The organism is Thalassotalea sp. 273M-4 (genome assembly GCF_041410465.1).
GTDB lineage: Bacteria > Pseudomonadota > Gammaproteobacteria > Enterobacterales > Alteromonadaceae > Thalassotalea_A > Thalassotalea_A aquiviva.
Map to the genome: position 1 here is coordinate 984,860 of NZ_CP166961.1, position 23,542 is coordinate 1,008,401.

Below are 23,542 nucleotides of genomic sequence, written 5' to 3' on the forward strand. Positions count from 1 at the left end.
GTAAACAAAAAAGCCCGCATCATCAGCGGGCTTACTCACTAAAAAGATACGACTGCTAAATACTATAAACAAGGGTCAAAGAGGTCTCGGTGCGGGTATTATCGGCGTCACCTTCCACTTCGGTATTATGGTCGACATAAAAAGAAAACTTTAAAGCCAGCGATTCAATTAATTTGGTGGTGACTGAACTTATCGATTTAAACTTACTGTTCTCACCACTTTTTGGCGCCATTTCTACTGAAAAGGTCTGTTTGAACTGTATTGAGTCAAATAGGTTTTGCTCATAGGTAGTTGCCGCACGAATGATCACCGCCTTTTGGGTTTCAGCACTGATGGTATCGGTTTCTTTAATCGCATCAACTTTTAAACCAGGCCCAATTTCAGCGTCAAAATACGAGGTGTTGGTTTCAAGCCAGCGACGACCCCAACCCGCAGCAAGTGAACTTTGGTAATCAAAACCATTAAAGCGGTCATCTTCATAACCTAAAAAGCCAAAGACATAGTTTTTACCACCGTCTTCAAGTACGTAATTACTTTGCAATGCGGTCGACCATTTCTGGTCGGTAGTAACATAGATCTTGTCACCGTTTTCCTCTTCTTGCTCTGATTTGCGGGCATAAAAGTCGAGGAGGTAGTTATTTCGCATTTTACCAATTTCATGGACTAAGTCGGCTCGGGTTTTTGCCAGCGCTGAGTTATTATCACCGGTGTTAAAAAACGCCCCAACTTCTAAAGCCCCCGAAAATTTTTCTGGGGTTAAAGTACACTCAGGTAAGCTAATATATTCCTCTGGCGGCACCTCATCAGTGAAGTGATAGCAAAGAATTTTATCTTCTTCGTAAAGCGAAGTAACAACGGCATTAATCACCGCCGCGTCGGCAGACTCTTGAGAAAATGCTGTGGGGAGAGTTAGAGCGGTTAGTAGTAATAGAGACAGTTTTGATTTCATCAGTACAACTTTATAAGACAAATTAAATATTCAAGAAGACAGCAAAGCGATAAAACGGCTGCAACGAGTATTATATCGAGAAATCTATAGCAAACCAGTAAAATAACTTTTTGTAATAAAAAAGGCCGCTTCGGTTACAAAGCGGCCTTTGTCGTTATTAAACGGTTAAGTTTTTAGTTTAGATCAACCGCGTTTAAATCAGCAAATGCTTGTTTAATACGCGCAACGAAAGACTCTTGCGCTTTGCGTAACCAAACACGTGGATCGTAGTATTTCTTGTTTGGTGCATCGTCACCTTCAGGGTTACCGATTTGACCTTGTAGGTAAGCTTCTTTTTCTTTGTAGAAGTTCATAATACCTTCCCAAGATGCCCACTGAGTATCGGTATCGATGTTCATTTTGATCACACCGTAAGAGATAGCTTCAGTGATTTCTTCTTGTGAAGAACCTGAACCGCCGTGGAATACGAAGTTTACTGGCGCCGCATCTGTGTTGTGCTTCTCTTGGATGTAAGCTTGAGAGTCACGTAAGATGGTTGGAGTTAGCTTAACGTTACCTGGTTTGTATACACCGTGAACGTTACCAAAAGATGCTGCAATTGTGAAGTTCGGGCTGATCTTGCTTAAACGCTCGTATGCTTCGTTAACTTCTTCTGGTTGAGTGTAAAGCTTAGACTCGTCCATATCGGTGTTATCAACGCCGTCTTCTTCACCACCAGTACAACCTAGTTCGATTTCTAGAGTCATACCCATTTTCGCCATACGGGCTAGGTATTTTTCACAAATTTCTAAGTTTTCTTCTAAAGACTCTTCAGATAAGTCAATCATGTGTGAAGAGAATAATGGCGAACCAGTTTCAGCAAAGTGCTTCTCTGATGCGTCTAAAAGACCGTCAATCCAAGGCAGTAATTTCTTCGCCGCGTGGTCAGTGTGAAGGATAACAGGCACACCGTAAGCTTTTGCTAATTCGTGAACGTGTTTTGCACCAGCAACAGCACCAAGAACTTGTGCATCTTGTCCTTCAGCTTTAAGACCTTTACCGGCAACGAATGCCGCGCCACCGTTAGAGAATTGAACGATTACTGGTGAGTTAACAGCGGCTGCTGCTTCTAAAACACCATTGATAGAGTCTGTACCAATACAGTTAACAGCAGGAAGAGCCGCTTTCTTGGCCTTACAGATTTCGAAGATTTTGTTTAAGTCTTCACCTGTTACAACACCAGGTTTTACGACATCTAATACTTTAGTCATTGTTTTACTCACTATAAATTTTAAATTTTAAATTTTGTTAGTCAAAAGACTCCCCTTAAGCGACGGCCAAAGGGAACTCTTTTCAGTTTTTATTCTGCAGCGCGTGCTTCAAGCATAGCAACAGCTGGTAATTTTTTGCCTTCTAGGAATTCAAGGAAGGCACCGCCACCAGTTGAGATATATGATACTTTATCAGCAATGTTATATTTGTCCACTGCCGCTAGAGTATCGCCACCACCGGCGATTGAAAATGCTTTTGAATTTGCAATGGCGTTTGCGATAACTTTTGTACCTTCGCCAAATTGGTCAAACTCAAAGACACCTACTGGACCATTCCAAACGATGGTGCCAGCATTTTCCAAAATGTCAGCCAAGGCTTTGGCTGAATCAGGACCAATGTCAAAGATCATATCATCATCGTTCACATCAGCAACGTTTTTCAGTGTTGCTTCGGCAGTTTCTGAAAATTCTTTACCGACAACTACATCTGTTGGCGTTGGAATAGAACCATTGTTTGCAATTGCATTGGCTGTTAAACGATTCGCTTCGTCAATTAAGTCGGCTTCGTATAAAGACTTACCTACATTGTGACCTTGGGCTGCAATAAAGGTATTGGCAATGCCACCACCAACAACTAACTGGTCAACAATGTTCGAAAGAGAATCTAACACTGTCAGTTTGGTTGACACTTTAGAACCGCCAACAATCGCCACCAATGGACGAGCAGGGTTATGTAGTGCTTTACCAAGAGCGTCTAATTCACCGGCCAATAAAGGACCCGCACAGGCGATCGGAGCAAATTGACCAACGCCGTGTGTTGATGCTTGTGCACGGTGAGCTGTACCAAAGGCATCCATTACGTAGATATCACATAAAGCAGCCATTTTTTTCGATAAGCCTTCGTCGTTTTTCTTTTCCCCAACGTTAAAACGAACGTTTTCAAAAACAACTAATTCACCTGCTTCAACTTCCACACCGTCAAGATAGTCTTTTTCTATGCGTACTGGCTTGTTTAGAGCGTCTGCTAAATATTCGGCAACCACTTTCAAAGAGAATTCTTCGTTGTATTCACCTTCGGTTGGACGACCTAAGTGAGACATTACCATTACTTTCGCACCAGCATCTAAAGCGTGCTTCAATGTTGGTAAAGCGGCTCTTAAGCGAGCATCAGAAGTGATTTTACCGTTTTTTACTGGAACGTTTAAATCTTCACGAATTAAAACGCGTTTGTTGGCTAATTCAAGATCAGTCATTTTAATGACAGACATAGTGTGTCTCCGTTGAAATCTAGAGTGTAAAAATAAAAATAAAAATTTTGAAATTTTGCAAATTAATTATAGTGCTAATTTTATTAAGCATAATGCATTGAGTAGGCGGTATCTAACATCCGGTTGGCAAAGCCCCATTCGTTATCACACCATACTAGTAATTTTACTAATCGCTTGTGGCTAACTCGTGTAGAGTTGCCATCAACAATGGCTGAATGCAAGTCATGGTTAAAGTCCATTGAGACCAAGGGTTCGGTGGTAAAACCTAAAATACCTGATAAGTCTCCAGCCTGTTTTTCCATAATTGCGTTGTTTACCGAAGCAATATCGACATCGGTGTTTACGGTCACGCTCAAATCCATTGCTGTTACATTTATTGTGGGTACTCGCACCGCAATGGCTTCAAATCGCCCTTTAAGTGTTGGCAATATTCGCTCAATGCCTATTGCTAGTTTTGTATCAACAGGAATAATAGATTGACTCGCCGCCCGAGATAAACGTAAATCTTTATGGTAGGCGTCAATGACTTGTTGATCATGCATTGAAGAATGAATGGTGGTAATAGTACCACTTTCAATACCAAATGCATCGTCTAGTGCTTTTATAACTGGAACAATACAATTTGTCGTACAAGAACCGTTAGATACAATAACATCAGTTGGCGTAAGTGTTTGTTGATTTATGCCAAATATAATGGTGTTATCGACGTCGGTGTGGGCAGGTTGCGAATACAATACTTTTTTCGCCCCTTGTTTGATGTGTTTTAAAGCGGCCTCTTTAGAATGATATATGCCAGTGCAATCGAGCACAATATCGACTGCAAGATCAGCCCAAGGCAATTGCTCAACATTGGACTGATGAATCAGAACAATATCATCACCCGCAACGTTTAACATGCCGTCATTGAAACTAACGGCAAAGGGAAATCGGCCATGGGTTGTGTCGTACTTTAAGAGGTGGGCAATAGCGTTTGGCTCGGCTAATTCATTGATCGCCACAATCTGAAACTCATCGTTACGACCAGACTCATAGAGGGCTCGAAGTATGCTTCGTCCGATGCGTCCAAAACCATTTATTGCAATTTTTATGGTCATATTTTGGCTGCTGTATCCTTAAACGGGGTAGCGTATGTCAAATAACGACTTTGTATGATAACAAACCAATCAAATCGTTATCTGAAAATCGTCAAGGCAGGCTATAAAAGCCTGCCTTGACACTGTATTGTGCTAATCTTTTACAATTTAGCTCAAATTATAAGAGTTCTTTGGCTGTATTTACCACGTTTTCCACGGTAAAACCAAATAGTTCAAATAATTCGTCAGCCGGAGCAGACTCACCAAAGGTGCTCATGCCAATTACCCGACCATCTAAACCAACGTATTTGTACCAGAAGTCCTCAATACCGGCTTCAATGGCAACACGAGCGGTCACTGCAGCCGGTAAAACGGCTTCACGATAAGCGGCATCTTGTGCTTCAAAAGCATCCGTACAAGGCATAGAAACAACACGTACATTATGCTCCTTCGATAATTGCTCGGCCGCATTCATCGCAAGCGCTACTTCAGAGCCCGTGGCAATCAAGATAACATCAGGGGTGCCGTCACAATCTTTAAGAACGTAGCCACCGCGACCGATGTTACTTACCTGTTCTTCTGTTCGTTCTTGTTGCGCTAAACCTTGACGTGTAAAGGTTAACGTTGTTGGACCATCAGTACGCTCAATGGCCATTTTCCAAGCCACAGCCGATTCTACCGCGTCACAAGGGCGCCAGTTGTATAGGTTTGGTGTTAAGCGCAAGCCAGATAATTGTTCAACAGGTTGATGGGTTGGACCATCTTCACCTAAGCCAATTGAGTCATGAGTGTAAACAAAGATATTGCGTTGTTTCATTAATGCTGCCATACGCACTGCATTACGTGCGTACTCCACGAACATTAAGAAGGTTGCGCCGTATGGAATAAAGCTACCGTGCAGGGCAATACCGTTCATAATCGCCGACATACCAAATTCTCGTACACCGTAATAGATATAGTTTCCGGCAGCGTCGTCACTTGCCAAACCTTTTGAGCCTGACCATAGTGTTAAGTTTGAACTTGCTAAGTCAGCTGAGCCACCCATGAATTCTGGTAAAATTGGACCATAAGCATTTAAACAGTTTTGTGACGCTTTACGCGTTGCTACCGTTTCTGGGTTCGCTTGCAATTTAGCAATGTATTCGTTGGTATGTTGCTCCCAGTTAGCAGGCAACTCACCGTTGTTACGACGAGTAAATTCGGCTGCAAGCTCTGGATATGCTTTTTCATACGCCACAAACAATTCGTTCCAAGCGGCTTCTGCTGCTTGACCTTTATCGCGACCATCCCAAGCTTGCTTAATGTCTGCAGGGATTTCAAATGGACCATGTGGCCAGTTTAAAAACTCACGAGCAGCGGCAATTTCTTCATGCCCTAATGGCGCTCCGTGACAGTCATGACTACCACTTTTATTTGGCGAGCCAAAACCGATGATGGTTTTACAACAGATTAATGTCGGCTTGCCAGTTTCGTTTTTCGCTTGCTCTATCGCCGCTAAGATTTGCTCAGGATTGTGACCGTCAATATCGCGAATAACGTGCCAGCCGTAAGCTTCAAAACGAGCAGGGGTGTCGTCAGAGAACCAACCTTCAACTTCACCATCAATGGAAATGCCATTATCGTCCCAAAAAGCAATCAACTTACCAAGGCCTAGGGTGCCTGCTAATGAACAGGTTTCATGTGAAATCCCTTCCATTAAACAGCCATCGCCTAAAAAGGCATAAGTGAAATGATCAACAATATCAAAGTTATCACGGTTAAACTGAGCTGCTAAGGCTTTTTCAGCAATTGCCATACCTACGGCATTAGAGATACCTTGACCAAGAGGGCCTGTGGTAGTTTCAACGCCCGGTGCGTAACCATATTCTGGGTGGCCAGGTGTTTTTGAATGTAATTGACGGAAGTTTTTAAGATCGTCAATGCTAAGATCGTAACCGCTTAAATGCAATAAAGAGTATAACAACATTGAACCATGACCATTTGACAATACAAAGCGGTCGCGGTCAGCCCATTTTGGGTTGCTTGGGTTGTGTTTTAGGTGATCGCACCACAAAGCTTGGGCAATGTCGGCCATTCCCATTGGGGCACCTGGGTGACCTGAGTTGGCTTGCTGAACTGCATCCATACTTAATGCGCGAATCGCATTAGCCTGATCTTGGCGTGACGGCATAAAAACTCCAATATAAGTATCAAAAATAATTGCGGTTATTTTTACTCAGACAAACACTGACTGCAATCAATATTGTCGAAAAATAAAAGAAAATTACATTTTTAACAAAAACAAGTCTTTCTCACGCTTGTTTCTAACTGGTTACAATTCGACCCTTGTGTATGAAAAACAAACAAGTTAAATTGGTTGTGCTTTACCAAAAACGAAGACATGTAAATAGTAGGTAGTAGGTGTTGTTATGAAAAACTCGTCTTTGCGGGAAGTAAATCTTATAACGGTTTTTATCGTTGTATTAGTGATGGGAGGCTTTGCATTAAACACAGTTTAGTTGGCAAAGTATTTCCTTAAACATCTGGTCGTAAAAAAGTTATAAAATATAAAGTTAATATATATTTTTTAAAGGCTGCTTGGCAGTCTTTTTTTTTATCTAATCTTTACCTTCATCGTACATTCTTCAGCGCCTAAAATCCCCCCTGCGTTAGCCATCGAATCGGTTTTACCCCCGAGCAAACAATAAAAAAGATGTTACTAGGTAAATAATATAGGCAATTTTACTTTAGGGTGGCAAAGACATGGCAAATGTTTGCCGTTTTGCCTCTTTAACCTATTAAAATTTCCTAAGTGAATGCGTATAACAAAATTTTGTAACGGATAAACACCTTTAATCCTATCGACATACTCATTAGCCTCTTTTTGTAAGGGGCGAAGGTGGTTGTTGGTTGTTCAGGGAGCGTTTTTTATCGCTTTTTTTTAATGTTTTTTCTTTTGTTTTATGTTTTGTTTTTAAGTTGGCATTAAGTTTGCTTGGTTGTGTTTGCTTAAATAAAATTGTTGGCTTAATTTTTCTTCTAAGAAAAAAGTAATCAGTGCGTTTTTCATGAACAAATGCTGGGTTTAATAAGCTGACTAAGACTTTGGTTAATAACTAATTATTGGAAATACACAGTGTCAGATAATAACAATACTTGCATCAAGGCAAGCAGTGAAAATATGACGGAAGAGACCAACTTGCCAAATCAGAATAAAGCCATTGGTATACAAGGTTTTTTCGCCCAGCTTACGCCAGAGCCCATAGCCGTTGAAAAAAACGAAGAAGAAAATTTTGAGCAGTCGTTAACTCAGCTATTGGCATCCACCATTAGCCAAGGGCTTGAGGACTTTAAGGATAAATTACAAACCAAACAAGCGATAAATAGTTCAAATAAAGCATTGCAAGCCAGTGCGTTGATTGGACGTAATGTCGCTATCAAGGGTGGAAAAGTACACTTTGAGCTCAGTAGACCGGTTGAAGGTAAAATATTCACCCCTAAGCCTGTGAGCCAGGCCTTAGTATATGTGGAAAACGCCCAACTTGAGATCATTCGTATTATTCCTTTAGGTGATTTAGCACAAGGGCAAACAACTTTCAGTTGGAACGGTGTTGATCGAAATGGTCGTGAAGCTCCAGAAGGGGAATATCGATTTATCGTATCTGCAATTGGCTCATCGGCGGTTATTGAATTAGAAGTCTTTACGCATCATAAAGTCATTAAAGTGGGACTAGATGAAAGCAGTGATGATATGAAATTAACCTTTGAAAACGATCAGTCAATGTCGCTGTCTTCGATATCTGAAATAGAGTTAAGTTAAAATTATTTTAACTATACCAAGCCGTTACAAGTGGTTAAAGGTTGACCGTTCAGGTTGGAATTTGATTTAAATCCTTTTTGTAATGTTAAAAATTGCATATTATGACAAAAATTTATTCTTAAAGATTAGAGCTCAAAAGAATATAGAACAAACGGAGAGAGTACTATGAGCATGACTGGTGGGGTGACCATGCTATCCACAGCGTCAACTGCTTCAACATCAGGCACCGGGTTGTTGGTAACCGAATCTTACAGTGGTGAACTTGATACCTTGCGTCTGCAAGCAAATCAATTTAATCAATTATTTGATGTTATGCCGGCGGGTGTGGTGATTATCGATGGTGATGGCGTCGTAGTGAAAGCGAATAAGACAGCCATATCGCTATTTTCGATGGACTTGGTAGGCCAAGCTTGGATTGATGTGATAAAACAAGCATTTAAACCTCGTGCCGATGATGGTCATGAAGTGTCCCTTAAAGATGGTCGCCGAGTAAAGCTAGACGTGTCCTCATTTGCATCACAAGCAGGTCAGTTGATTCTTATCACCGACTTAACCGAAACCCGTTTGTTACAAGAAAAACTGGGCAAGATGGAAAAACTATCTGCATTAGGTAAGATGGTGTCTACCCTCGCGCATCAAATTAGAACGCCTTTGTCGGCAGCCATGTTGTATTGCTCTAATCTAGGAAACGCTGACTTGCCTGAAGAAAAGCGCAGTAGTTTTCTCGATAAACTTGCTGATCGTCTGCAGACATTAGAGCAACAAGTGAACGACATGCTTTTATTTGCTAAAAGTGGTGGTAAACAGGTGGTGGCTGTTATTGACGCGCAAGATTTGATCACCGAAGCTGTTCGCGGTTGTGACACTGAAGTGGAAAAAGCCAATGCCACTTTAAACGTTGCAATAGAAAGCATAAACCAGCCTGTTGTCGGCAATAAAAACGCTTTGGTTGGGGCTATTCAAAACCTTATTCATAATGCTCTTCAGGTCAATTCAGAGCAAGTTTGCATCGAGCTTAAAGCCTATCAACAAGATGACTTTTTACATGTTCATGTGCTTGATAACGGCAGTGGTGTTGACCTTACTAAAAGCGATGAAATATTTGAGATGTTTTACACCTCAAAAGAGCAAGGTACTGGCTTGGGGTTAGCGGTAGTGAAATCGGTGGCAAAAGCCCATCATGGCGATGTGAGTGTGAGCAATAGAACGGAATCTGGTGCAGACTTTTGTCTTAAATTACCACTGTTTAAAGGCTCTTAATGGTGAATATCAACACACTGATAAGATCTTATTAAGGGACAGACATGAGCAACAAAGTCGTACTTGTCGTTGAAGACGATCCTGGCTTACGTGAAGCCATTGTTGACACGTTAGTGTTATCAAATTATCAGTGTGTTGAAGCCAACAGCGCGGAAGCGGCATTGGTCATTTTAAATCAACAATCAGTTGATATGGTGGTCAGTGATGTGCAAATGGGCGATATGAGTGGTCTGACTTTACTTAAAAATGTAAAAGTAAAATGGCCCGAACTTCCTATGCTCATTATCACCGCTTACGCGACCATCGATGATGCGGTACAAGCAATGAAAGACGGTGCTTGTAACTATATTGCCAAACCCTTTTCACCCGAAGTGCTGATTAATATGGTCGGGCAATACATGCCATTGACCAAGGTAAGCGACACCTTTGCTCCGATTGCCGAAGATCCACACAGTATAAAGCTGTTGCAATTGGCGCGCAAAGTGGCCTCTACCAATGCCTCTGTTATGGTACTAGGGCCAAGTGGCTCGGGTAAGGAAGTATTGGCAAAATATATCCACCATCATTCTCCGCGAAAAGGCAATCCCTTTGTTGCCATCAACTGCGCGGCGATACCTGAGAATATGCTAGAAGCAACCTTGTTTGGATACGAGAAAGGCGCCTTTACCGGGGCAATTAATGCCTGCCCAGGCAAATTTGAACAAGCGCAAGGCGGAACCATTTTATTGGATGAAATTACCGAAATGGATTTGGCTTTGCAAGCTAAGATTTTACGGGTAATACAAGAAAAGGAAGTGGAAAGACTGGCTGGTCGAAAAGTGATAGAGCTCGATGTGCGAGTTATTGCTACCAGTAACCGAGATTTAAGAACGGCGGTTGAAGATGGCGTATTTCGTGAAGATTTGTATTACAGACTGAATGTATTTCCACTTAAATGGTTACCATTAGGTGAACGCTCTAAAGACATAATTCCGTTAGCTGAGCATATCATTCGTAGTCATAATGAGTTCAACGTCGTGTTAACAGAAGCGGCTAAGTTAAAGTTAAATACTTACACTTGGCCAGGCAATGTGCGTGAACTTGATAATGTGATTCAACGCGCTTTGATCCTAAAAAATTCTAATCAAATAGAAGCCGATGACTTATTAATTGATGATTTCACCTCTGTTGCAGTGATTAATTCAACGTCTGAGCAAACGGAGGAAGAAAGCTTAGGCAATGAGCTCAAGAATCAAGAATTTCAAATTATTCTTGATGCCTTGCACGCATGTCATGGCTCGCGTAAAGATGTGGCGACCCGGTTAGGCATTAGCGCTCGAACGTTGCGTTATAAATTAGCTAAAATGCGCGCAAGTGGCATAGACCTACCAGAAAAAGTGTCGTAAAAAAGTTTCATGACCAGATGCGAGTATTCTCGTCGTTGTCGCTTTAAAGAAGCTGGCCATTAACATATAATGCGAGTCCATTTTGTTGGCGTTTTTTTAGTGAACCGTCAATTATATATATCCGTACTGCTTTCTTAAATAATTGAAAACTTGTATAAAAATATTAACTCTTAGCTGATTTCTTTAGGTTATACTTAAAGCGTTTTTGTCTTTTCAGCAAGATCCGAGGTTTAATGAATGCTATCTTTTTCTTTTTATAAACAGCTCCTGATTGTGCTGACCTTTTCTTTATTAAGCGCGTGTGCAACAACATCATCTGATCAACAAACAGTGAAAGATGAGCGCGATCCTCTTGAATTTATTAACCGCCCAATTTGGACTTTTAACTGGGATTATGCTGATAAATACGTATTCAAGCCAGCGTCTGATGCGTATGTTGCTTATATACCCAAACCGATTCGTTCTGGTGTTTACAATGCCGCTCTTAACTTAAATGAGCCGTTTACTATCGTAAATAATTTATTGCAATTAAAGTTTCATCGCGCTGCCAAAACAACAGGACGTTTTGTGTTAAATTCAACGGTAGGACTATTGGGCTGGTTTGATGTCGCCAGACACGCCGGATTAACCCGTGAAGAAGAAGAGTTTGGTGAGGTGTTAGCGACCTACGGTGTCGGCGAAGGTCCTTACTTGATGATGCCACTTCTTGGGCCAACATCGGTAAGGGATGAAGTCGGTGATTTTGTTGATGATTACTATTGGCCTTTATCAATCATTGATTTTTGGCCTAATGTGGCCATAAAAATGGTTGTCGGTTTAGAGTTGCGAGCGGAATTAAGTGAACAAGAAGCTTTATTAAAAGAATCTCTTGACCCGTATGAATTTGTGAAAAATGCGTATTTTCAAAATATAAGATATCGCGTCTATGATGGCAATCCACCATTGATTATCAATCAACAAGAAGAACAAGAGTTGGATGACTTATTGGAAGAGTTGTAAATATAACACTTGTATTTTGCTCTTAAAAGGTGGCTTTGCCACCTTTTTTTATTGCTGTTGTTGCTTAAATACTTTGATTGCAGACGGTATATGTTTATGTAAAAAAAGCAACGACACCGGTCTTAGAATAAGCATATAACCGATTAACACCCCAACAAGAGGAAGTACAAACCACCAAGAGTCGATGTAGGCCAACATCATGAATGGTGGAATTAAAATGGCTAATTTGATCAAGTTTAAAATTAATTTAGCCAATGGCGTTAATTTACTGCTTGCAATAGCCATAATTTGTTGTCTTTCGGCAAAACTAAAAGGCTCGAGCTCAGCTATTTGATTGGTAGAAAAATACAGTTTCATGATCTTTAAGCTAATATAATTGGGTAAAAATTTTATCGATCATAACGAAAAAAACGGCTTTGGTAATCAAACTTTATTCAAATTCGTCAAAATTGTTACTTTCTCGGAAGAACCAGTACCTTATTCTTTCTAATTTTGATAGAATTTCGCAAAATTTTACATACAGGTTAAAAATAATGAACGTAATCGAAGGTTCTTTTAATGCATCAGGCAAAAAATTTGCCATTGTAGTTTCTCGTTTTAACAGTTTTATTGTGGAAAGCTTACTTGAAGGCGCTGTTGACGCTCTTAAACGTCAAGGGCAAGTGGCTGAAAATGATATTACAATTATTCGTGTACCTGGCGCATACGAATTACCAGTAGCAGCTAAGCGCGTTGCTAAAAAGGGCAACTTCGATGCCATTATCGCTATTGGAGCTGTAATCCGAGGCGGTACTCCTCATTTTGATTTTGTAGCAGGTGAATGTAACAAAGGCTTAGCCCAAGTGGCGATGGAATTTGACGTACCTGTTGCATTTGGTGTGATCACCACAGATTCAATTGAACAAGCGATTGAGCGTGCGGGCACCAAAGCGGGTAACAAAGGTGCAGAAGCTGCATTAAGTGCGATCGAAATGGTTAACGTTTTAGACCAAATATAGGCGGCAAACTAAGTGAAACCTACTCCTAGAAGAAAGGCTCGTGAAATCGCAGTACAAGCAGTGTATTCATGGCAACTGACTAACAATGACATTACGGATGTCGAAGCAAACTTTCTTGCAGATAACGCAAAACGTCGTTTTGAAACAGAATACTTTGCGCAACTTCTACGTGGTGTTGCCGCAAACGTTGCAGACATTGATGCAGCAATTCGCCCCCATGTTGACCGTCCTCTTGACGAAGTTGATCATGTCGAAAAAGCGATTTTACGCGTGGCAATCTTTGAACTAAAAGAATGTTTGGATGTACCATACAAGGTGGTTATAAACGAAGCGATAGAGCTGGCAAAATCTTTTGCTGCCGATGACAGCCACAAGTTTGTTAACGGCGTTTTGGATAAAGCAGTTAAAAATATTCGTGTTGAATAACACCCCCTAGTTTTCATGAAAGAATTTGAATTGATAAAAGAGTTCTTTACGGCGCAACCTGTGCAGCGTAAAGACGTCATAAAGGGAATTGGTGACGACTGTGCCTTGGTCAATGGTCCCGATGATAAGCTTATTGCTGTGACCACTGACACTTTGGTCAGTGGTGTACACTTTCCTGTTGATACCCCGCCAAGAGCGATAGGGCACAAATCTGTTGCGGTCAATTTAAGTGATTTAGCCGCTATGGGGGCAGAACCCTGCTGGATTTCCATCGCCATCACATTACCCGAAGTTGACCACACTTGGTTGCAAGAGTTTACTGCTGGCGTATTTGAGTTGACACAATATTATAATGTTCAGCTTATTGGTGGAGATACAACTCAAGGTCCTTTAAGTATTACTATTACCGCACAAGGTACAGTGCCTAAAGATAGAGTACTTAGACGTGATGGCGCTAAAAATGGCGATTACATCTTTGTTACCGGTACCCTAGGTGATGCGGGATTAGCGTTAGCGGCTATCAATAAACAAATTTCTTTATCCAATGATGATTTTGCGGTTGTAAAAAAACAACTAGACTGTCCAAATCCACAAGTGCTGACAGCTCAATTGATCCGTGAATTTGCAACTTCTGCCATTGATGTGTCAGATGGCTTACTCGCAGATTTAAAACACCTTTGTTCAGCCTCTAAGCTTGGCGTAGATTTAAAATGCGAAGACATTCCTATATCTGCCATATTAAAAAACAACCTCAGTGAACAAGATGCAATTAAACTGGCTTTGACATCGGGTGATGATTATCAATTGATTTTCACCGTACCTGCGACCAATAAGGTTGGCATGGAAACGGCGATGGCACATGCCAATGTTGACTTTACCTGCATCGGTCAAATGAACAATTCCGGCGATGTTGTGGTCACCTTTAATGAGCAACCTTTTGAACTGCAAGCCCGTGGTTTTGAACACTTTGGTGTCAATTAGAGCAATACATAATGAATAAAAAAACGCCATCACAGCTGTTTGATATTAAAAACCCAATTCATTTTTTAGCCTTAGGCTTTGGCTCAGGTTTAAGCCCTAAAGCCCCTGGCACGATGGGCACTTTAGTTGCCATACCTTTGTTTTATTTTTGCTCTTTTTTATCGCTTAACGCCTTTATTGTGCTGACTTTGGCGATGAGTATTTTAGGCGTCTGGATTTGCGAAAAAGCATCAAATGATGCAGGCGTACATGACCACGGCGCGATTGTTTGGGATGAAATTGTTGGTTATTTCATTACCATGATAGCTATTCCTGTTAGCATTGAAACCTTGGTCGTGGGGTTTTTACTGTTTAGGTTATTTGATATTGTCAAACCTTGGCCAATTTCGTGGGCAGATCGCAAAATTAGTGGTGGTTTAGGGATTATGGTTGACGATATCATCGCGGGCATTCTTGCTTGTACCATTATGCACTTGATTTATTAATTATAATCAATATTTTCCTCTCTTAGTCATGTTATCCTCATCCTTGTAGGATATTGGTTTAAATTATTGAGCTAAATGATCATCATTATTTAGCGTAACATCTTGATAATGTTTAAATCAAAATAAACGCATAGAAATGTTATTTAGACGGCTAAAACAGAGCAAACCCCATTGGGTATTTGCTTTACATCCTGCTCGTTAACTGCTTTATTTTACCCATTAACCAATGAACCCTGGCTTGGTTAATCGTGTTAATTGTTATGGCCAGGCTTTTATGCTCATCGACTTAAATGTTTTTTCCGATGTGGCATCAGGATAAGCACTTTCTATTATGACTCTAACCACACCCGCATTATTGTTCCCCGCGATTTCGTTATTATTACTCGCTTACACCAATCGATTTTTAGTGTTGGCTCAACTTATTCGACAGCTAAATGGTGCTCATAAAGATGAAATGCGAGAAGTTATCTTGCGTCAAATCACCAACCTTAAAAAGCGAATTGTTTATATAAAACTAATGCAAAGCTTTGGTTGTTTTAGCTTTATACTTTGTACTTTTTCAATGTTTGCGGTATTTGTTGAGTACCAACTTATCGGGCAGTTTCTTTTTGGTAGTAGTTTGATATTTTTATCCTTGTCATTGCTGTTTTCTTTATATGAAGTGGTGATTTCAACGAATGCAATTAATGTTGAATTAGAAAATATTGAATTGCAGCCAAGCAGTTTATATTCACCAATGCGAAAGAAAATTCGCCGTCGCGATAATGACAAGCAGTGATCAGGTAAGCAGTAAATAGTCAAAATAAAAACGCCTTGGTAATTTGAATCTTTGCAGATCAAACCAAGGCGCGGTCATGTTTTATGGGAACCCCAGATTGTAAGCTTTAAGGAAATTAAAGCTTAGCGGTGTATTTAGCCAAAGATGCTTCGCATCAATGAAATGGCTTGTTCAACCGGTTTGCCATCTTTTACGCTATTTACCAGTGAATTTCGCATATCCAGTAAGTACTCTGGAACATCATCTGCGGCTAAAGCCTTATCAACAATTTGCTCCGCCGACTCTTTACTGCGTTTAACACTTTTCGCTACCCCAACTTTGGTTTTTGTTGGTTTGTCACGCATTCGTATGTAGTTTGAATTTTCTGCCAGCGATTGATCGGCAAAAAAGAACACATCGATTAATGCCGCACGTACTTGCCACAACGTAAGTTCTGCTTGCTCTTCTGGTTCTGGACTCGTGTACCATGGACAGGTTTGCAAAGTCATGATCAATTCATGCCAGTAGCTATCAAAATCTTGGTTATTAAACTTCGTAACATTTAAGCCTTGGCATATCGGATCAATTTTGTTGTTTGCTAAAGCAACAAAGACATCTGGTCGGCGCATTGCTAACAAACGCGTCGCGGCAACCATTGATGGTTTATCTTTGTCTGTGTGCTCATTAAAAATGGCTTTAAAGCTGTTAACAAAGCCTTGGTAATGCACATATTCAACATCGCCAGTTAATGGGATATGGGCTAATGCCTGATCAAACAACTGTGGATGGCTTTGCAATAAGGTATGAAAGCTTTTAGCTCCACGAGTTGAAGCAAACCACTCAACGTCAAAATCGTAAACACTAATGTCATGTTGGGCAGTATGTTTACCACAAAATGTCATTCTGTCTTCATCGACCATTTCGGCCAGTGTTTTTTCTTCTAACCCTTTTACATAGGTCAATAGGCGCATACGCTCATCAATGGCATGTAAGGTTTTTTGTTGCTCCACTACGTTAGTGAAAATTGGCCATGGAGCAATACGCATCATCTTTAGTTGTGATACAGAAACGCCCAGTTCCAATGTTTCTTGTAGTTTCTTTAATGGCTTTAATTGTGCTGGCTCTAATAAGTCCATATTCATTTTGTGTTTGCATAAACGATGCAATTCTTGACACCAACCAAGAAAATCTTCAGGGTGATTCTCTACTTTAATTGCCATTAAGTTTAAAGCCAGATCGGCAACGTACTTTAAGGCTGATTCATAGATTTGGTGTTCGGCTTGACCAAGGGACATTTTACCGGGAGAGGTGAGCAACTTTCTCATATAACTTTGAAAACTCCGCACTAGGATTAGGCATTTAAATTGAGCGCTGATGATACGCAAAATAAAAATCTAAACAAGGCTTCAAACGTTCTATTTTGTTAAGTATCTGGTTATAAAAATGTTAAACAAGAAGGGTGGTGTTCAAATAAAAAGCAATAATGTGTTCGCGTATATTTTAAGGTTAAATTTGTTCGATAAGTGTTCAAAAAGTCTGTATTTCAACTGCTTAAAGTTGGTTGCGTTTTTATAACATAAGCAAAGCCAAAGCTTGCGTGGAAATGGGACTGAGGTAACATTATTAACAAATGTTTCTATTTGGTGACAAAAAATCAATGACGATGCTGATGACTAAGCGCTTAATACTACGACCGATCACCACAGATGATGATCAATTTATGCTGACATTACTGAATGAGCCGTCATTTATTGAACACATTGCGGACAGAGGTGTGCGAACTTTAGCGCAAGCTAAAAACTATATCAAAGAACACCTTTTAACTATGTCTAAGGGTAATGGTTTTACTTTATTTGTCGCCACCATCAAAGATACTGGTCAAACGATTGGTTTTTGTGGCTTATTACAGCGAGAGTATTTTGATAGCCCTGATATTGGTTTTGCCTTTTTACAATCACATTGCCAATGTGGTTATGGCTATGAAGTCGCATTGGCTGTGCTTAATTATGAAATCAAGCGAGCTGATTTACCTAAAATTCTCGCCATGACCTCGGTAGATAATTTAGCCTCTATGGCACTACTGAAAAAATTAGGCTTTGCTTTTGTCAAACAAGCGAATATTGCGGGCTATGCCAGTGAAAGTAAAATTTTTCAATACTTAGCTTAAAAAGGTAAAGCTAACGGTTGATGTTAAGTCACTCACATCCATACTACATTAAGCGACTCGACTTGACCCTTTGCCCCATTTTTTTCGCAAGGATCATATACACCAATAAGAACAAGGCCATAGCAATAAGGCTGATTTGGGCTCCAAAGGCGGCAAATAAATCTGGAGCTTTTAAAAAGGTTGTCATTAAAGATTCTTGATAATAGAAAAACCATTGATGATTTTCTGGAAATACAGACTCATGCAAAAACGCATAAAGTTTGTCAAAGCCAAAGGTGAAATAACTTAATAAAGTGACCGCAGATAAGGTGGAAAAAAAAGCTAGCTGCCACTTGGTTGGCGGAAATGATAGTGAGCCACGCCAATAAATTGGGGTTAACACCACCACCACGATAAGGGCAAACCACCAAAGCGAGGTTAAATTTCTTATTAAAATATTTACATCTTTAAGGTGAATCACCTCGCTTATTGTGAGTAAGCGGTTTTGGTTAGAAGGGGTTTGATATTGAATTTGCGCTAATATTTCTGGTTGTTCATGAACCGCATTATTAAGTTGTGCAAATAAATCTAGATGTTGCGCTTTGTCTGTTTGGTGAAAATCTTGTTTTTGATGTTGGTTTTGCGGTGCATATTTATCGATATGGCGATCGACTTGAAGAAGCTCGTACCAAACGGGGTAGCCAAAGTCGACCATCTTATTGCTTTGATAGCTGAGTCCACTACAGGTAATAAACAACGCAAGGCTAAAAACAAACCAAGTAAGCAGTCGAATCATATACAAAGTCCCTAAAATTGAGTTGTTATTATATGTTAAGGCCAAATTTATATACCCTTAATAAAGGGTATCAGCATGACAGTGTTGGCGAAAGAGTCTGTGCTTGAAAAAAACAAATTCGTTGTCATCACGCTGTACTATTGAGGTCAATGTACATATAGTTAGCCTCATTGATATTATTTAAATGAGACTTAAAATAACAATGCAATCTAAGCGAGATAAACTGACTATTCAAGGCGTAGGTAAACTCAGCCTGCATCAAATAAAGCCTGATATTGAGCATTTGTATATAGAACATCAAAAGTTTCAAGCCACCATTTCTTTGCATGGTGGGCAGGTGCTAACGTACGTACCGAGAAATCAACAACCGGTTTTATGGTTATCGAGAAACAGTGTTTATGATAACCAAAAAGCAATTCGAGGTGGTATACCAATTTGTTTTCCTTGGTTTGGTCCTAAGGAAAACTGTCCTCAGCATGGATTCGCTCGGAACATGTTATGGAAATTAACGACTTATGATATGACACCTGAGCAGGTTGTTATAAAATTAGAGCTTGAAGGTGAGAAGCTATTACCTGAATGGCCTTATAAATTTCAGTTAATTCAAACCTTAATTTTTGCTGATAATTTTACCCAAAAATTAGAGGTAAGAAACTTAGACCAACAAGCATTTGAGATAAGCTACGCATTGCATAGTTATTTTAACGTAAGCAACCCAGAGAAAACTTCAATACCTGATTTAAATTCGGTAGTTTTTACTGAGCAAGGGGCTGATGATATTCAATGTAGCCCTGTTGATGTCAATGATTGTGTAGGCCCTATTGACCGGAACTATGTATCTGATGACAGCATCAATATACTCGATAGTGGCTATGAGCGAGTAGTAAGCGTGCAAAAGAAAAACTCTAATCATTGGGTCCTTTGGAACCCAGGTCAAGAACTCGCTAATAAAATGGCGGATGTGCACCCGCATGGCGAGCAAGAGTATGTTTGTTTGGAAGCCGCTCAACTGACCCCTATTAGTGTGCTTCCCCAAGAGACCTATAGTTTTGAACAAACGATTCGTATTTCAATCCTATAGATTTACGCGTAAGTGGTTTTGCAACAGTTGATGAGTAAAAGCAATTTTTAAATAAAAGCCTCTAGGCAAAGTCATAAAAGGGCGCCCATGCTTATCAAAAGCTTGGGTTTTGGCTGATGAATTTGCCGCCTTTGGACGAAGTTGCATGACTTGGCCTATCCGAGCATTAATTTTTTCTACTTCGCCAAGAGCAATCATATCGGTTAACTCTTGCCAGTCTTGTGCTAATAATGATTCTTCTTCGGCACTCGGTTGCCATAAAAAAGGGGTGCAAACGATGCGCTCCTCTATGGGAATGTCGCGTTCACTAATCACCGGTACCCAAAGTACTTTAGCCAGTTTATGTTTGACGTGGCTATTCTCCCAGCAAACACCGGTTAAACCGGTAAGTGGTGCAACACACACAAAGGTGGTTTCTAATGGTTTGCCTTGTCGGTTTATTGGCAAGGTTTTGAGCTCAATGCCAAGTTCAGGAAAATCAGGAATAGGTAAAGAGCCAGCACTCGCACCTAAAATTCTTTCTAATAAAAGGCCTATCCAGCCTTTTTCTCTATTTAGATTTTTGGGCACCTGAATGTTTTCATTTAAAGCCAGTTCACCTAAGGTGCTACCCGCTATGGTTTGTGCTCGTTTAAGGAGTTCATTAACCGTTTCAGGGCGATTACTATTTACATTCATTACTTCAAATCAAGCTCTTAGGTATTTTTTCATATTATGCAAAATTTAAGTTTTTTTTAAAATTATTTTGTCAGTTTATTTGCTAGCAAGTGCAGTTTATGGAACAATCATTTTATATATTTTTTAATTTGAACGGGAGTTCATGTGATTGATGCCGAAGGCTATCGAGCCAATGTCGGCATAGTAATTACAAATGGCAAAGGTCAAGTTTTTTGGGCCAAACGCCTAGGGCAGCATTCATGGCAGTTCCCGCAAGGTGGTGTTGATGACGGGGAAAAAGTAGAACAAACCCTGTACCGGGAATTATACGAAGAAGTGGGGTTAAAACCGCACCAAGTTGAAATACTGGCAACCACCAAGCATTGGGTTAAATATCGCTTACCCAAACGGTTAATTCGTCATGAAAGTAAACCTGTTTGCATTGGTCAAAAACAAAAGTGGTTTTTATTAAAGCTTACTTGCGCCGAAGAAGATGTGGATTTATTACACTCTGGTCATCCAGAATTCGATGACTGGCGTTGGGTAAGTTATTGGTATCCTGTTCGGCAGGTTGTATCATTTAAGCGTGATGTGTATCGAAAAGTTATGAAAGAGTTTGCGCCAATCGCACTTTCTTTAACCAGCAACGAAAACAATAAGCGTAACTTTAGAAATCGACGAACGCCTTCGCAACGACGAGAGCAACGCAAACGACAAGGCTCGTAATTACTATGTAAACCCCATATGGGGCGTGAATTATAAAACAATATCAAAAGTTTATTGCTCTAGAGCAATCATTGTAATAACGAATGGTTTTATTACAGTGTGAATGATTTACATTATTAAACAAATGAAGAAAACGGCCGAAATCATGGCTCAATTGTAATGATTTACAACGACAGTTAGTGAAGCCGTATAACCTTTGTTATGCGGCTTTTTATTTTAAGGGGACTTATGTTAACAACGTTAAGGCGAATTGTTTTAGCCTTTTCACAAGAGCCCGAGCTTGAATTAGCTCTGCAAAAGATGGTGGGGCAAGTGAAAGAAGCGATGTCGGCAGAATGTTGTTCTGTTCACATTGCGGATTATAGTCAAGGTCACTTTTTGTTAACCGCTTCTGAAGGTCTAGCTAAAGAATCATTAGGTCGGGTTGCGATAGGCTTTTCTGAAGGCTTAATTGGTTTGGTTGGTCAACGTGAAGAGCCTATTAACATTGCCAACGCCCAGCAACATCCTCGCTTTAAACATGCACCGGAAGTTAAAGAAGATGAATTTAACGCGTTTTTAGGGACGCCGATTATTCATCAGCGTAAAGTGCTTGGGATCATATCGGTCCAGCAACGAGAAGCCCGTCAATTTAATGAAAATGAAGAAGCCTTTTTGGTTACCCTCGCAGCTCAATTAGCGACGGCAATGGCCAGTTCAAACGTAAAACTAACGGCGAATGCTCTAAACGCGCAACAAAAGAGAAATTTATTAGGCATCCCAGGCTCACCTGGGTTAGCTATTGGTCGATGCCATGTGGTTTACCCGCAAGTACAATTAGATGATGTAAGCCTTACCAAGGTATTTGACTACGAAGGGCAAACTCAACTGCTGCAGCAAAGCATTGAAAATACAATCTTAGATTTCGCGACCATGCGTGAGCGCTTGCAAGGGACGATCGCGCAAGACACCCTAGATATTTTTGACGTTTATAAACATATTTTACAAAGTAAAAGCTTTCAAAGTGATATTGATGCCCATATTTCGACTGGATGGAATGCCGAAAGTGCGTTGAAATTGGTTATTGACAGCCAAGTTGTGCAGTTTAACTCTGTAGAAGACCCTTATATTCGAGAGCGAGCAAGCGATATTGTCGATTTAGGTAATCGTTTGTTATTACACTTACGAGAGACCAGCAGTATCGGCAAACAGGCACCTAAAAACATGGTGTTAGTTGCCAATGATGTCACCGCATCAATGGTCGCTGAATATCAACATCAAGGTCTTAAAGCGATTATCTCGTTAACTGGTTCAATTAACTCGCATGCGGTTATTTTGGCTAAAGCGCTTGGTATTCCGGCTATTATGGGCTTGGGCAGTATGCCTTTATCCCGTTTTGATAGCCAAAAGGTCATCATTGATGGTTATTCTGGCGAAATTTTATTGTCACCTGATGCTACCTTACTATCTGAATACCAACAATTAGTTAGCGAAGAGCAAGATTTTCAAAATGTGGTAAAAGAGGTTATCGACTTACCTGCCATTACCCAAGACGGTAAGTCAATTGAACTATTACTCAATGCAGGGTTGGGCTCTGAGTTTGACATAGCAATAAAAAATGGGGCTATTGGTATTGGTTTATACCGCACTGAAATTCCATTTATGGAACGTAATTGCTTTCCGTCTGAACAAGTACAAATTAGCTGGTACCAAAAGATTTTAAAATCATTCGTTCGCCAACCTGTGGTTATGCGCACTCTTGATGTGGGTGGAGACAAAGCTTTACCTTATTTCCCTATCATTGAAGATAATCCATTTTTGGGCTGGCGAGGTATTCGCATTACTCTAGATCATCCTGAAATCTTTTTGGTTCAAGTACGGGCGATGTTAAAGGCGAATATTGGTTGTGGCAACCTAGAGATCATGTTGCCGATGATAACCAGTTTGACCGAAGTCGAAGATGCGACACGACTGATCAGGCAGGCCTATCAAGAAGTCTGTGCTGAGAGTGACCAAAAGGTACCGAAACCCAAAGTAGGGATCATGATTGAAGTCCCTTCTATGCTATACCAACTGCCTGAATTTGCCGAAAAGGTCGATTTTTTCTCCGTAGGTAGTAATGATTTAACTCAATATTTATTAGCGGTTGATCGTAACAATCCAAGAGTCGCCGGAATTTACGATACGTATCACCCAGCGGTGCTAAGAGCGTTAAATCAAATCGCTCAAGAATCGCAAAAATCCTTAATAGAATTAAGCTTATGTGGTGAATTGGCCAGTGACCCTGCAGGGGCAATGCTCTTATTGGCTATGGGTTATGATAAGTTAAGTATGAACTCTCATGCGATTCCCAAAATTAAATGGGTTATTCGCCATATTCAGCATCAAAAAGCCAAGCTGATTTTAGATAACTGTTTGATCTTATCGACCTCAGAACAAGTGCATCAATATTTGAGTCAGGAGCTGGAAGAGCTTGGGCTTGGTGGTTTTGTACGTGCAGGTAAGTAAGCCATTTTAAATTAGCCTT

At 40.4% G+C, this 23,542-nt stretch carries 22 protein-coding genes; 13 read left to right on the top strand and 9 right to left on the bottom strand.

Annotation, left to right across the window (positions count from 1 at the left end; translation table 11 throughout):
• Positions 1-55 precede the first annotated feature (55 nt).
• The 5 genes from ACAY00_RS04410 to tkt all read right to left on the bottom strand — a co-directional run bounded on the left by ACAY00_RS04410 (position 56) and on the right by tkt (position 6,710).
• The gene (locus tag ACAY00_RS04410; protein ID WP_371377763.1) at positions 56-949 is read right to left on the bottom strand and encodes a YdiY family protein; all 894 of its coding nucleotides are present in this window, start codon (positions 947-949) and stop codon (positions 56-58) included.
• A gap of 173 nt (positions 950-1,122) precedes the next feature.
• Positions 1,123-2,199 (bottom strand): class II fructose-bisphosphate aldolase, encoded by a 1,077-nt coding sequence (gene fbaA / locus ACAY00_RS04415; protein WP_371377766.1) that lies wholly within the window; start codon positions 2,197-2,199, stop codon positions 1,123-1,125.
• Between the two features lie 89 nt (positions 2,200-2,288).
• On the bottom strand, positions 2,289-3,467 hold the full coding sequence (locus tag ACAY00_RS04420) for a phosphoglycerate kinase (RefSeq protein WP_371377769.1): 1,179 nt from the start codon (positions 3,465-3,467) through the stop codon (positions 2,289-2,291).
• An 83-nt stretch (positions 3,468-3,550) separates the two neighbouring features.
• Positions 3,551-4,561 carry an erythrose-4-phosphate dehydrogenase gene (gene epd, locus ACAY00_RS04425; protein WP_371377772.1) on the bottom strand — a complete coding sequence of 337 codons (1,011 nt, stop codon included), beginning with the start codon at positions 4,559-4,561 and terminating at the stop codon, positions 3,551-3,553.
• Between the two features lie 157 nt (positions 4,562-4,718).
• A complete protein-coding gene (tkt, locus tag ACAY00_RS04430) occupies positions 4,719-6,710 on the bottom strand; it encodes a transketolase (RefSeq protein ID WP_371377775.1) in 1,992 nt (663 codons plus the stop codon).
• Between the two features lie 945 nt (positions 6,711-7,655).
• Between tkt and ACAY00_RS04435 the strand changes: the two genes are divergently transcribed.
• The 4 genes from ACAY00_RS04435 to ACAY00_RS04450 all read left to right on the top strand — a co-directional run bounded on the left by ACAY00_RS04435 (position 7,656) and on the right by ACAY00_RS04450 (position 11,983).
• Positions 7,656-8,339, top strand: a complete 684-nt coding sequence (locus ACAY00_RS04435) for a flagellar hook assembly protein FlgD (protein ID WP_371377778.1) — start codon at positions 7,656-7,658, stop codon at positions 8,337-8,339.
• Between the two features lie 189 nt (positions 8,340-8,528).
• Entirely contained in the window at positions 8,529-9,599 is a 1,071-nt protein-coding gene (locus tag ACAY00_RS04440) for a PAS domain-containing sensor histidine kinase (protein ID WP_371379558.1), read from the top strand.
• Positions 9,600-9,643: 44 nt separating this feature from the next.
• Positions 9,644-10,984, top strand: a complete 1,341-nt coding sequence (locus ACAY00_RS04445) for a sigma-54-dependent transcriptional regulator (protein ID WP_371377781.1) — start codon at positions 9,644-9,646, stop codon at positions 10,982-10,984.
• Positions 10,985-11,221: 237 nt separating this feature from the next.
• A complete protein-coding gene (locus ACAY00_RS04450; RefSeq protein ID WP_371377784.1) occupies positions 11,222-11,983 on the top strand; it encodes a VacJ family lipoprotein in 762 nt (253 codons plus the stop codon).
• A 48-nt stretch (positions 11,984-12,031) separates the two neighbouring features.
• Here ACAY00_RS04450 and ACAY00_RS04455 read toward each other — a convergent pair whose 3' ends face one another.
• Positions 12,032-12,340 carry a DUF6170 family protein gene (locus ACAY00_RS04455; RefSeq protein ID WP_371377787.1) on the bottom strand — a complete coding sequence of 103 codons (309 nt, stop codon included), beginning with the start codon at positions 12,338-12,340 and terminating at the stop codon, positions 12,032-12,034.
• Between the two features lie 176 nt (positions 12,341-12,516).
• On the opposite strand from ACAY00_RS04455, the gene ribE reads away from it, so the two are divergent.
• From ribE to ACAY00_RS04480, 5 genes are all read left to right on the top strand, one after another.
• Entirely contained in the window at positions 12,517-12,981 is a 465-nt protein-coding gene (gene ribE, locus ACAY00_RS04460; RefSeq protein WP_371377790.1) for a 6,7-dimethyl-8-ribityllumazine synthase, read from the top strand.
• A gap of 12 nt (positions 12,982-12,993) precedes the next feature.
• On the top strand, positions 12,994-13,407 hold the full coding sequence (gene nusB / locus ACAY00_RS04465; RefSeq protein ID WP_371377793.1) for a transcription antitermination factor NusB: 414 nt from the start codon (positions 12,994-12,996) through the stop codon (positions 13,405-13,407).
• A gap of 15 nt (positions 13,408-13,422) precedes the next feature.
• Positions 13,423-14,388, top strand: a complete 966-nt coding sequence (gene thiL, locus ACAY00_RS04470) for a thiamine-phosphate kinase (RefSeq protein WP_371377796.1) — start codon at positions 13,423-13,425, stop codon at positions 14,386-14,388.
• Between the two features lie 11 nt (positions 14,389-14,399).
• On the top strand, positions 14,400-14,873 hold the full coding sequence (locus ACAY00_RS04475; RefSeq protein WP_371377799.1) for a phosphatidylglycerophosphatase A: 474 nt from the start codon (positions 14,400-14,402) through the stop codon (positions 14,871-14,873).
• Between the two features lie 331 nt (positions 14,874-15,204).
• Positions 15,205-15,651, top strand: a complete 447-nt coding sequence (locus ACAY00_RS04480) for a DUF2721 domain-containing protein (protein ID WP_371377802.1) — start codon at positions 15,205-15,207, stop codon at positions 15,649-15,651.
• A 134-nt stretch (positions 15,652-15,785) separates the two neighbouring features.
• On the opposite strand, the gene ACAY00_RS04485 is transcribed toward ACAY00_RS04480, so the two are convergent.
• Positions 15,786-16,955 carry a hypothetical protein gene (locus tag ACAY00_RS04485; protein ID WP_371377805.1) on the bottom strand — a complete coding sequence of 390 codons (1,170 nt, stop codon included), beginning with the start codon at positions 16,953-16,955 and terminating at the stop codon, positions 15,786-15,788.
• Positions 16,956-17,260: 305 nt separating this feature from the next.
• Here ACAY00_RS04485 and ACAY00_RS04490 point away from each other — a divergent pair, with 305 nt between their 5' ends.
• Positions 17,261-17,797, top strand: a complete 537-nt coding sequence (locus ACAY00_RS04490; RefSeq protein ID WP_371377808.1) for a GNAT family N-acetyltransferase — start codon at positions 17,261-17,263, stop codon at positions 17,795-17,797.
• Positions 17,798-17,840: 43 nt separating this feature from the next.
• On the opposite strand, the gene ACAY00_RS04495 is transcribed toward ACAY00_RS04490, so the two are convergent.
• The gene (locus tag ACAY00_RS04495) at positions 17,841-18,572 is read right to left on the bottom strand and encodes a DUF1461 domain-containing protein (protein ID WP_371377811.1); all 732 of its coding nucleotides are present in this window, start codon (positions 18,570-18,572) and stop codon (positions 17,841-17,843) included.
• 202 nt (positions 18,573-18,774) lie between these two features.
• Here ACAY00_RS04495 and ACAY00_RS04500 point away from each other — a divergent pair, with 202 nt between their 5' ends.
• The gene (locus ACAY00_RS04500; RefSeq protein WP_371377814.1) at positions 18,775-19,653 is read left to right on the top strand and encodes a D-hexose-6-phosphate mutarotase; all 879 of its coding nucleotides are present in this window, start codon (positions 18,775-18,777) and stop codon (positions 19,651-19,653) included.
• Here ACAY00_RS04500 and mutH read toward each other — a convergent pair.
• Complete coding sequence (gene mutH, locus ACAY00_RS04505) at positions 19,648-20,331, bottom strand: DNA mismatch repair endonuclease MutH (RefSeq protein ID WP_371377817.1); 684 nt, start codon at positions 20,329-20,331, stop codon at positions 19,648-19,650. The two genes, ACAY00_RS04500 and mutH, sit on opposite strands and share 6 nt — an antisense overlap.
• A gap of 144 nt (positions 20,332-20,475) precedes the next feature.
• Between mutH and rppH the strand changes: the two genes are divergently transcribed.
• Together rppH and ptsP are read left to right on the top strand one after the other, a co-directional pair.
• Entirely contained in the window at positions 20,476-21,036 is a 561-nt protein-coding gene (rppH, locus tag ACAY00_RS04510; RefSeq protein ID WP_371377819.1) for an RNA pyrophosphohydrolase, read from the top strand.
• Between the two features lie 228 nt (positions 21,037-21,264).
• Positions 21,265-23,523, top strand: coding sequence for a phosphoenolpyruvate--protein phosphotransferase (gene ptsP / locus ACAY00_RS04515; RefSeq protein ID WP_371377823.1), 2,259 nt, complete (start codon positions 21,265-21,267; stop codon positions 23,521-23,523).
• Positions 23,524-23,542 lie beyond the last annotated feature (19 nt).

What these genes read in the sequence shown, in the direction of transcription:
- ACAY00_RS04410 (WP_371377763.1), bottom strand. Translation starts at nt 949, where the DNA reads ATGAAATCAAAACTGTCTCTATTACTACTAACCGCTCTAACTCTCCCC.
- fbaA (WP_371377766.1), bottom strand. Translation starts at nt 2,199, where the DNA reads ATGACTAAAGTATTAGATGTCGTAAAACCTGGTGTTGTAACAGGTGAA.
- ACAY00_RS04420 (WP_371377769.1), bottom strand. Translation starts at nt 3,467, where the DNA reads ATGTCTGTCATTAAAATGACTGATCTTGAATTAGCCAACAAACGCGTT.
- epd (WP_371377772.1), bottom strand. Translation starts at nt 4,561, where the DNA reads ATGACCATAAAAATTGCAATAAATGGTTTTGGACGCATCGGACGAAGC.
- tkt (WP_371377775.1), bottom strand. Translation starts at nt 6,710, where the DNA reads ATGCCGTCACGCCAAGATCAGGCTAATGCGATTCGCGCATTAAGTATG.
- ACAY00_RS04440 (WP_371379558.1), top strand. Translation starts at nt 8,529, where the DNA reads ATGCTATCCACAGCGTCAACTGCTTCAACATCAGGCACCGGGTTGTTG.
- ACAY00_RS04445 (WP_371377781.1), top strand. Translation starts at nt 9,644, where the DNA reads ATGAGCAACAAAGTCGTACTTGTCGTTGAAGACGATCCTGGCTTACGT.
- ACAY00_RS04450 (WP_371377784.1), top strand. Translation starts at nt 11,222, where the DNA reads ATGCTATCTTTTTCTTTTTATAAACAGCTCCTGATTGTGCTGACCTTT.
- ACAY00_RS04455 (WP_371377787.1), bottom strand. Translation starts at nt 12,340, where the DNA reads ATGAAACTGTATTTTTCTACCAATCAAATAGCTGAGCTCGAGCCTTTT.
- ribE (WP_371377790.1), top strand. Translation starts at nt 12,517, where the DNA reads ATGAACGTAATCGAAGGTTCTTTTAATGCATCAGGCAAAAAATTTGCC.
- thiL (WP_371377796.1), top strand. Translation starts at nt 13,423, where the DNA reads ATGAAAGAATTTGAATTGATAAAAGAGTTCTTTACGGCGCAACCTGTG.
- ACAY00_RS04475 (WP_371377799.1), top strand. Translation starts at nt 14,400, where the DNA reads ATGAATAAAAAAACGCCATCACAGCTGTTTGATATTAAAAACCCAATT.
- ACAY00_RS04480 (WP_371377802.1), top strand. Translation starts at nt 15,205, where the DNA reads ATGACTCTAACCACACCCGCATTATTGTTCCCCGCGATTTCGTTATTA.
- ACAY00_RS04485 (WP_371377805.1), bottom strand. Translation starts at nt 16,955, where the DNA reads ATGAGAAAGTTGCTCACCTCTCCCGGTAAAATGTCCCTTGGTCAAGCC.
- ACAY00_RS04490 (WP_371377808.1), top strand. Translation starts at nt 17,261, where the DNA reads ATGTTTCTATTTGGTGACAAAAAATCAATGACGATGCTGATGACTAAG.
- ACAY00_RS04495 (WP_371377811.1), bottom strand. Translation starts at nt 18,572, where the DNA reads ATGATTCGACTGCTTACTTGGTTTGTTTTTAGCCTTGCGTTGTTTATT.
- ACAY00_RS04500 (WP_371377814.1), top strand. Translation starts at nt 18,775, where the DNA reads ATGCAATCTAAGCGAGATAAACTGACTATTCAAGGCGTAGGTAAACTC.
- mutH (WP_371377817.1), bottom strand. Translation starts at nt 20,331, where the DNA reads ATGAATGTAAATAGTAATCGCCCTGAAACGGTTAATGAACTCCTTAAA.
- ptsP (WP_371377823.1), top strand. Translation starts at nt 21,265, where the DNA reads ATGTTAACAACGTTAAGGCGAATTGTTTTAGCCTTTTCACAAGAGCCC.